This window comes from Anaerovibrio lipolyticus LB2005, assembly GCF_000621545.1.
In the GTDB taxonomy this organism is placed as follows: domain Bacteria; phylum Bacillota; class Negativicutes; order Selenomonadales; family Selenomonadaceae; genus Anaerovibrio; species Anaerovibrio lipolyticus_A.
This window is the reverse complement of sequence record NZ_JHYA01000003.1, coordinates 271,941-279,806: the sequence shown is the minus strand read 5'-3', so window position 1 is coordinate 279,806 and position 7,866 is coordinate 271,941. Positions and strand designations below refer to the sequence as shown.

The window sequence follows — 7,866 nt, the reverse complement described above, 5'->3', positions numbered from 1 at the left end:
ATAGTTTTGCACAAACTATTATGTATGTTTACTGTTTATAAAAACAGTACCATCATCTGGCTTGAATCATGTGTGCATGATTCTTGTTGCATTGTTTAGTTTTCAAAGAACACTCCGCTTTCTCAGAAGCATTTGCTTCGTGAGTCAGCTTGTTTATAATATCTTATTTATTCTTTCATGTCAAGAACTTTTTTGATATTATAACGCCATCGTTCAAATTTTTTTCTAAAAGAAAATTCTTCCTATTAGCGTTTCAACGAGGTGGTAACCTCGTTATTTTGTGTCGTTATGGTTCGTTTCAAAACCTGTTGTTGCGACAACGATGATAATAATACAGCGCATCTGAAATTTTGTCAACAAAAATTTTTACAAATTTTCAGATGCGCCTAAAAATTACATTTCTATTTTGCCATTAATATATTGCTATTTTAGTCGTAGCGCTCGTCAATAACACGCTTACTCTTCTTTTCGCTTCTAGGCAGCAGACCAATTTCCACAACCTTTACCAGAGGAGTAAAGCCTATGCGGCTCTTGACTCTGGATGCAACTCTTTTGGCCATATCCAAAAAGTCCACACTGCCGTTTGTTTCCACATAAATACGCATGGTGTCCTTGCCATCCAGATGGGAAATACGAATCTGATACTCGCTGGAAAGCTCTGGAAACTCTGCCAATATTTCCTCAATTTGTTTAGGGAACACATTAACACCCTTGATTTTCATCATATCATCTGTACGACCGCCGATAACATCCAGACGTGGGAACTTACTGCCACATGGGCATTCACCTGGAATTATTCTGGACAGATCATGGGTCCGATAACGAATTAACGGGGCCCCTTCCTTCACCAAGGTGGTAATAACGATCTCACCCCACTCCCCATCAGGAACCGGCTTTAATGTCTGTGGATCAATAATCTCAAGATAAATGAAATCATCCCAGTAATGCATTCCCTTATCGTGCTTGCAGTTAATACCTATACCAGGTCCATAAATTTCAGTAAGACCATAAATATCATAAAGCTCTATGCCCAGCTCCGTGGAAATGCGCTCACGCATTTTCTGACCCCAACGTTCAGAACCAATAACGCCCTTTTGGAGATGTATTTTATCCTTAATACCCCTTTTTTCAATTTCCTCAGCCAAAAGCAATGCGTATGAAGAAGTAGCGCACAATACTGTAGAGCCCATATCCTGCATCATCTGAAGCTGCTTATCCGTGTTTCCTGGTCCCATAGGAACGCACATGGCTCCCAGCTTTTCACAGCCTGCCTGAAATCCGATACCAGCAGTCCAGAGTCCATAACCCGGAGTAATTTGAATAACATCCTTATTTGTAATTCCTGCCATTTCATAGCAACGGGCAAACATAGTTGCCCAATCATCCACATCCTTCTTGGTATATGGAATAATTACAGGAGTTCCCGTGGTACCGGAGGAAGAATGAATGCGTACTATTTCCTCCTGGGGTGCTGTCATCAGCCCCAATGGATAAGCCTCCCGCAAATCATTTTTCTCAGAAAAGGGCAATTTTTCAAATTCCTCTGGAGAAGATACATGATTTATGCCGGCCTCCTCCAGCTTCTTGCCATAAAAGCTGTTGGCAGCCTCCAGAGCATCTATGCGATCATTTACAAGTTTAAGCTGTTCCTCTGTTATCTTCATTATGAATTCCCCTATCAGTTAATTATTTTAGGTTGCCTAATTTATATAAGTATATTAATGGCTGCATTTTTTAGCATATTCCAGAGCTTTAAAATTAAGCTCGTGAAATCTTTCAGGGATTTTTGTACGGATAACCTTCCGAATATCCTCATCATCAAGTCCCAAGGCCCCGCTGTTTACGGCCGCCCCCAAAAGAAGAAGATTTACGATTTTTGCAGAGCCCAATTCCTTGCAAGCCTTTTCGGTGTCTATAACAATAACCTTTTCGACCTTATTTCTGATATAGTCCAGCATTTCACTACCATTGTAGTTGGAGCCTGCCAACGCAGCCGTCACCGGCATCACAGGGCGACTGCTTACAATAACTTGGCCACCCTTTTTCAAATATGGAAGCATACGAACCGTTTCTCCCGGCTCAAAGCCTATGATTATATCAGCACTGCCACTGGCAATCATTGGGCAGTCCACATCATCACCCAGCCTCAAATGGCTGAATACACTGCCGCCACGCTGAGCCATACCAATAGTCTCGGCACTTTTAACGGGAATCCCCTTGTTCATGGCTGCTCCACTAATGAGCTTTGATGCCAAAATAGTTCCCTGGCCGCCAACACCGCAAAGTACAATGTTCTTACTCATGATGATCACCTCCAATTGCTCCCACCGGACATATCTGACTGCAAAGTCCGCAACCAGTACAGAGGGAATCATCAATGACTACCTTATCATCACGTATTACAAGGGCCGGACAGCCAATCTCACGAATACACTTACGGCAATTTATACATTTTTCATGGTCCACTGACAGACTTTTATCGAATTTGACAATAGCGATACACGGAGATTTAAAGATAATTGCCTTAACCCCAGGCAACGCCGCAGCACCCTTTACTGTTTCCACGGATTTTTTGTAATCCAACGGATTAACTGTTTCCACAAATTCCAGGCCAATGCCCTTTAATATTTTTTCTATACTAACTTTATTAACCACATCCCCCATCATAGTCTGACCAGTACCAGGATGAGGCTGATGGCCAGTCATGGCAGTGGTAGAGTTATCCAAAACAATCAGGGTCATATCCGCTTGATTATAAACAGCATTTATTACTCCCGGGATTGCCGCCGCAAAGAAGGTGGAATCACCTACAAAGGCAAAGCAACTGGTATCCGGTTCAATATGGTCCACTCCCTGGGCAATTCCCAGCCCGGCTCCCATGCAAAGGCATGTATCCACCATATCAAGAGGCATGGCATTTCCCATAGTATAACAGCCAATATCTCCTGCAAACAGTGTCTTTTTCCCCTTCATAGCCTGCTTTACAGCGTAGAAAGAGGCACGATGAGGACAGCCGGCGCAAAGGACTGGCGGGCGAACTGGAAGCTCTGGCATTTCTGCCATGTCAGCCTCAGTAAGAGCCGCATTCTCCGGAGGCTTGACACCCAAAAACTTTGTCAGATTTCCCATAACAGAATCAAGGGTATTTTCCCCGGAATTTTTTACATCCAGTGTCAGCTTTCCATATACCTTCACAGGCAGCTGATATTTTCCCGCTATATAGATAAGCTCCCGCTCAATCACTGGATCCAATTCCTCTATACATATCACCTCATCGAGGCCCGTCAGAAACTTTACAGCCAGTTCCTCTGGGAAAGGATGGGGCGTAGAAACCTTTAACAGTCTCACATCACCTAAAGATTTTAATGCTTCGGAAACATAGGTATAGTTAAAGCCGCCAGTGGCAATACCCTTCTTGGGAAATTCGCTGCCTTCAACATTAAGCAACAAATTCTTAGGGTAAGAGGAAAAATCCTTGGAAAGCTCCACATTTCGGGCCTCAATATTTATATGAGCCTGATAGGACAGCTTGGGGAATATAACCCAACGCTTGGTGTCCTTTATAAATCCCTCTGGCTTATTATGTTTGTATTCACCTTCATCCTTCACATTAATAGAAGCATATCCATGTGAAACTCTGGTTGTGGACCTGAGAAAGACAGGTGTCCTATATTTCTCCGAATATTCAAAGGCATCCTGTACCATTTCATATGCTTCCTGTACCGTGGAAGGCTCAAAGCATGGCAGCTTTGAAAATCTGGAAAAATGACGAGTATCCTGCTCCGTCTGGGAAGATATAGGGCCTGGGTCATCCGCAACCAAAACCACCATACCACCCTTAACGCCTATATATTCAAGGGACATAAGTGGATCCGTAGCCACATTTAGCCCCACCTGTTTCATGGTTACCATAACGCGGGCCCCCGTATAGGCAGCCCCGGCCCCTACCTCCATGGCCGTCTTTTCATTAATGGACCACTCCACATAGGTGTCCTGTGGCCTGCGCTTCGCCACAGTCTCCAGCACTTCAGTAGATGGGGTCCCCGGATATCCAGCCACCAGATTTACACCGGCGGCAATGGCACCCATAGCAATGGCTTCATTGCCCATCAAAAACTCCTGATGCATCTGTATCTCTCCTAACGACATTTATTTTCTCTAACGATACACACACTTACACGACAACACAATTATTCTACCACAGGTGGACAGGAAAGCAAAGAAATACTTTAGTTTTTTAAAGGATGTTAGTAATAAAAAACCGCTGCAGAGTTTTGCTACTCCACAACGGTATTTTTAGGCAATTAATACGTTTATTTAACTTCTATATAGTCCTTTAAATCACGGCGAACCAACGCATTTGTGCCGTAGGCACCATCCACATACCCTATACGCAGCACCATCTGTGGCGTATATGGCAGTTTCAGGGCATTCTGAATGGCAAAACGGCGAGCCTTGTTTTCCACAGCAAAGCTCATAGGCTGCACCTCAATATCATTACGAACAGCATAAAGCCACGCCTCCGTAAGATGCATACCAGCCTCAATGTAACCTATATTGGTATCATTTGAGATAATCAAAAGATAGCCTGCACAATTTTCCGCCTGTCTTTGGGCCATTTCATATCCAGTCTGAGCAAAGGTATCTCCCTTGGCAAACCAGTGAGTACCGAAGGTATAATATATAACCTTTCCCAAGCCGGTAATGCCATTCTGCTCTGCAGTAAGGCCATCCTTCTTCTTTTCAGCCTCCCAATTGGAAAAACGAAGCCAATCAGCCAGCTCATCCCTTATTTCCTGATTATCCCTCTGTTCCTCAGCCGCAGACAATGTCTGATCCTTTATAAGAGAGAATGCCTCAGTATTCTCAGGAACAAATACGGCCCCCCTTATTCCCTTGAGACCCTCCTGAAAAAATTCAGGTATAGCAGCCGATGTATATTCCCGCTTGTCTGTATGGCGGCGCTTCATCAAATTAAGGAGTCCCTCATCTCTGGCCATGCCGCTGTTGGTGTAAATTACAGTGATACTCTGGCCGTTGTCGCTGACATGGAGACTAGTATTATATCCATAAGCCTCGAAAGCCAACATACAGCTGCGGGCATAGGCACCCATGGAAATATAGGCTTCTCTGCTTTCCTGGTCAACTGCGTACAAAAGTCTGGAAGTATCCGGGGAAATAACTATCTTCCCCTCTGCAGGATATACCTTCACATCCCACATCTGAGCATTATGAGAGCTTGGGGCAAGCCCTGCATAATACAATATCTGCTCCACCTCACTATTTAAGCCCTCCACCTCTATGTCAGTGGCCACATCCACCGGTCGCGCCACATAGCACACATAAAAGCACAAAAGCACAAATACTGAAATCGTGGACCAAATAATCTTCTTTTTTAATGTCATAAAAGCCTCCGTCTCTATCCCTCATTGTAAATTGTACCAAAAGGGATTTTCTTGTCAACCGAAGGCTTAGTTCTGTTCCTCCAAATAGGCCTCGTCTATGAACTCATTGGTATAATTCCTAAAGAGCTCGATGTCCTGGTCGTCCAGCTGATAGAAGGCCTTGTAATAGTTTTCCCCACCAATCATCTTTGGGGCAAAACGGGCCAATAAATCCTCGTAGCCTTTCTGGGAATCCGCCAGCTCAACGATAGAAATAACCTTCCGCTTCTTTTCCTTGAAACGCTCCTGATCCTCCTCTGTCATAGGACGCTTACGGGCATAAATGGCGTAGCCCTGAGGTGTATCCACCAAATACAGCATACCCTTGGCCTTTTCCACAGCCTTGTTGTGGCGTTCCTCGCGAAGCAGCTTCCGCAGGTAGTCCCACACAATATTAATTTCCTCTGTACTAAGATGAGGCTTATCCTGCAGTTCAAAGAGATTGTACTTTTCCACAAACTTCTTGATGAGATAGTTAAAACAGAACAGTGTGGCCTCAGCATCAGCCGCTGCAGAATGGGCAGAGCCATCCCGCCATACATAACCGCATTCCTCGGCACAGATCACAAGTCGTGGCACATGATAATAATCAAAATCCTTTTCCTCATGGAAGACAGCCCAATAGAGGTCACGGACATCCATGGCCTTTTCCGGTAAATTCTGGAAACCATATTTTTCCAGAACCCTTATATCATTGTCTACTGCAAAACCCAAAATCATTTCGCTCTTGTCAAAGATTTTCTGAACCTTAGGTATGTGTTTTACAAAATACGGCTTGTCTGCCACCATCTCAGGAGTAATGCCATGTACCCTCTCGGCATAATGCCATTTATGAACCTTCTTTGGTTTATAAAGCTGATTGTGTATCAGAGCCCCCTGCTCGTTTAAAATTGACAACTCCAAAATCTCATTGCTGATTCCTGTACTGGTGGACTCAGTATCCAGGCAAGCGATATGCATATCCGAACCCTCTCTCAATAAAACTTGGTAATTTTAAAATTTACCTTCTTTATATATTACTACATCCGAAACAAAAATCCTGCAAATTTAAAATACGCCGCTCAGAATGAACGGCGTATCAAAATTTTCATAAGAACAATAACTATTAATCAACAGAGCTACCAGACTTTAAGGACAAGCCACGCTCAGCCAATCTGTCGCAAATCTCCTTGAAGGACTTGGCACCAAGATTTCTGAAGCCCATAATCTCCTCAGTAGTCTTTGCTGCAAGATCACCAATAGTAAAGATATTGTTGCGCTGCATGCAGTGAGTGGAACGCTGACTCAGCTCCAGCTCGCTGATAGGAGCATTCAACAGCTCCTCCATTGCTTCATGGGCATTATCCCCATCATCGGAGGACAGGCTATAGCTCTCAGGATTTGGCTCATCAACAACAGTATCCTCGCACAGAGCCAGGAATGGGTTCAAGCCCTCAATCATAATGTTAGCTGCCAGCTTCAAAGCATCAGCAGGCATAACAGAACCATTGGTGAAAATATCCAGAGTCAGGCTATCATAGTTGGTAATGTTACCAACACGGGTATTCTTAACCACATAATCTACGCGATCAATTGGAGAAAACAGTGCATCAATAGGGAACATGCCCTTTTCTGCAGTAGTATTCTTGTCGGCAGACATGTAGCCGCAACCATTCTGAATCTTCAGATCCATGGAGAACTTCTTGCCAGCCTTAACAGTGGCAATATGAAGCTCAGGGTTAATAATCTGAAGCTCACTGTCTGCAGTAATATCAGCAGCAGTAACCTCCAAATCCTCACCATCAGCCTTAACATCAATATGAGCCACCAATTCGTTCTCAACAGGCTCAATGCACAGGCTCTTTACGTTCAAAACTATATCAATTGCATCTTCATGGGTGTCAGAAAGCTTGCTGTCCATGGCGGTAGCACCAGCAATCTTCACAGCAGTAACTGCTGCACCCTGGATGGATGACAGGAGAATTCTCTTGAGGCTATTACCAATGGTAGTACCATAACCACGATCAAGAGGTCCGCATATAAACTGACCATGAGTTTTATCGGTTACATCTCCGGAACAACGAATTTTTGTTGTATTGACATCCAGCATATCAAAACTCCCCTCAGGTATTTTAATCCATTATCGCATACCATATATTTTATCACAAGAGTAATCCAAAATCAAGCTACTCGCTAAAAATTATATCCAGCATGTTCATTTCCTGGTCACTGGCTTCCCTTACGGAATACTCCAGCTCCAAGTAGCTGTCCACTGAAATATTAAGCATCTCAGCAACCATGTGAATACTATATCCTTTTGCCTGGCGCATGGCCTGCAAATCTTCCAAAACCACTGTATTATAAATCCCCTTTGTCATAAACTGTAACCGCAATTTTTGACTGTCGGTTTTCCAAACGAATGACATTGTATTATATGGTCAGG

The 7,866-nt window shown here is 43.8% G+C and carries 7 protein-coding genes; all 7 read right to left on the bottom strand.

Annotated features, from left to right (window positions below):
• Positions 1-428 precede the first annotated feature (428 nt).
• Complete coding sequence (locus T355_RS0104380) at positions 429-1,664, bottom strand: phenylacetate--CoA ligase family protein (protein WP_027396687.1); 1,236 nt, start codon at positions 1,662-1,664, stop codon at positions 429-431.
• Positions 1,665-1,718: 54 nt separating this feature from the next.
• Positions 1,719-2,303 carry an indolepyruvate oxidoreductase subunit beta gene (locus T355_RS0104375; protein ID WP_037329793.1) on the bottom strand — a complete coding sequence of 195 codons (585 nt, stop codon included), beginning with the start codon at positions 2,301-2,303 and terminating at the stop codon, positions 1,719-1,721.
• Entirely contained in the window at positions 2,296-4,128 is a 1,833-nt protein-coding gene (gene iorA / locus T355_RS0104370) for an indolepyruvate ferredoxin oxidoreductase subunit alpha (RefSeq protein ID WP_027396685.1), read from the bottom strand. The genes T355_RS0104375 and iorA overlap by 8 nt, the downstream gene beginning before the upstream one ends.
• Positions 4,129-4,313: 185 nt before the next feature.
• Complete coding sequence (locus T355_RS0104365; RefSeq protein WP_027396684.1) at positions 4,314-5,405, bottom strand: hypothetical protein; 1,092 nt, start codon at positions 5,403-5,405, stop codon at positions 4,314-4,316.
• Positions 5,406-5,471: 66 nt separating this feature from the next.
• Positions 5,472-6,404 (bottom strand): exonuclease domain-containing protein, encoded by a 933-nt coding sequence (locus T355_RS0104360; RefSeq protein ID WP_027396683.1) that lies wholly within the window; start codon positions 6,402-6,404, stop codon positions 5,472-5,474.
• A 145-nt stretch (positions 6,405-6,549) separates the two neighbouring features.
• The gene (locus T355_RS0104355; RefSeq protein WP_027396682.1) at positions 6,550-7,533 is read right to left on the bottom strand and encodes a DNA-directed RNA polymerase subunit alpha; all 984 of its coding nucleotides are present in this window, start codon (positions 7,531-7,533) and stop codon (positions 6,550-6,552) included.
• Positions 7,534-7,609: 76 nt separating this feature from the next.
• On the bottom strand, positions 7,610-7,801 hold the full coding sequence (locus tag T355_RS0104350) for a helix-turn-helix transcriptional regulator (protein ID WP_027396681.1): 192 nt from the start codon (positions 7,799-7,801) through the stop codon (positions 7,610-7,612).
• Positions 7,802-7,866: the final 65 nt, after the last annotated feature.

What these genes read in the sequence shown, in the direction of transcription:
- T355_RS0104355 (WP_027396682.1), bottom strand. Translation starts at nt 7,533, where the DNA reads ATGCTGGATGTCAATACAACAAAAATTCGTTGTTCCGGAGATGTAACC.
- T355_RS0104360 (WP_027396683.1), bottom strand. Translation starts at nt 6,404, where the DNA reads ATGCATATCGCTTGCCTGGATACTGAGTCCACCAGTACAGGAATCAGC.
- T355_RS0104365 (WP_027396684.1), bottom strand. Translation starts at nt 5,405, where the DNA reads ATGACATTAAAAAAGAAGATTATTTGGTCCACGATTTCAGTATTTGTG.
- T355_RS0104350 (WP_027396681.1), bottom strand. Translation starts at nt 7,801, where the DNA reads ATGACAAAGGGGATTTATAATACAGTGGTTTTGGAAGATTTGCAGGCC.
- T355_RS0104375 (WP_037329793.1), bottom strand. Translation starts at nt 2,303, where the DNA reads ATGAGTAAGAACATTGTACTTTGCGGTGTTGGCGGCCAGGGAACTATT.
- T355_RS0104380 (WP_027396687.1), bottom strand. Translation starts at nt 1,664, where the DNA reads ATGAAGATAACAGAGGAACAGCTTAAACTTGTAAATGATCGCATAGAT.
- iorA (WP_027396685.1), bottom strand. Translation starts at nt 4,128, where the DNA reads ATGCATCAGGAGTTTTTGATGGGCAATGAAGCCATTGCTATGGGTGCC.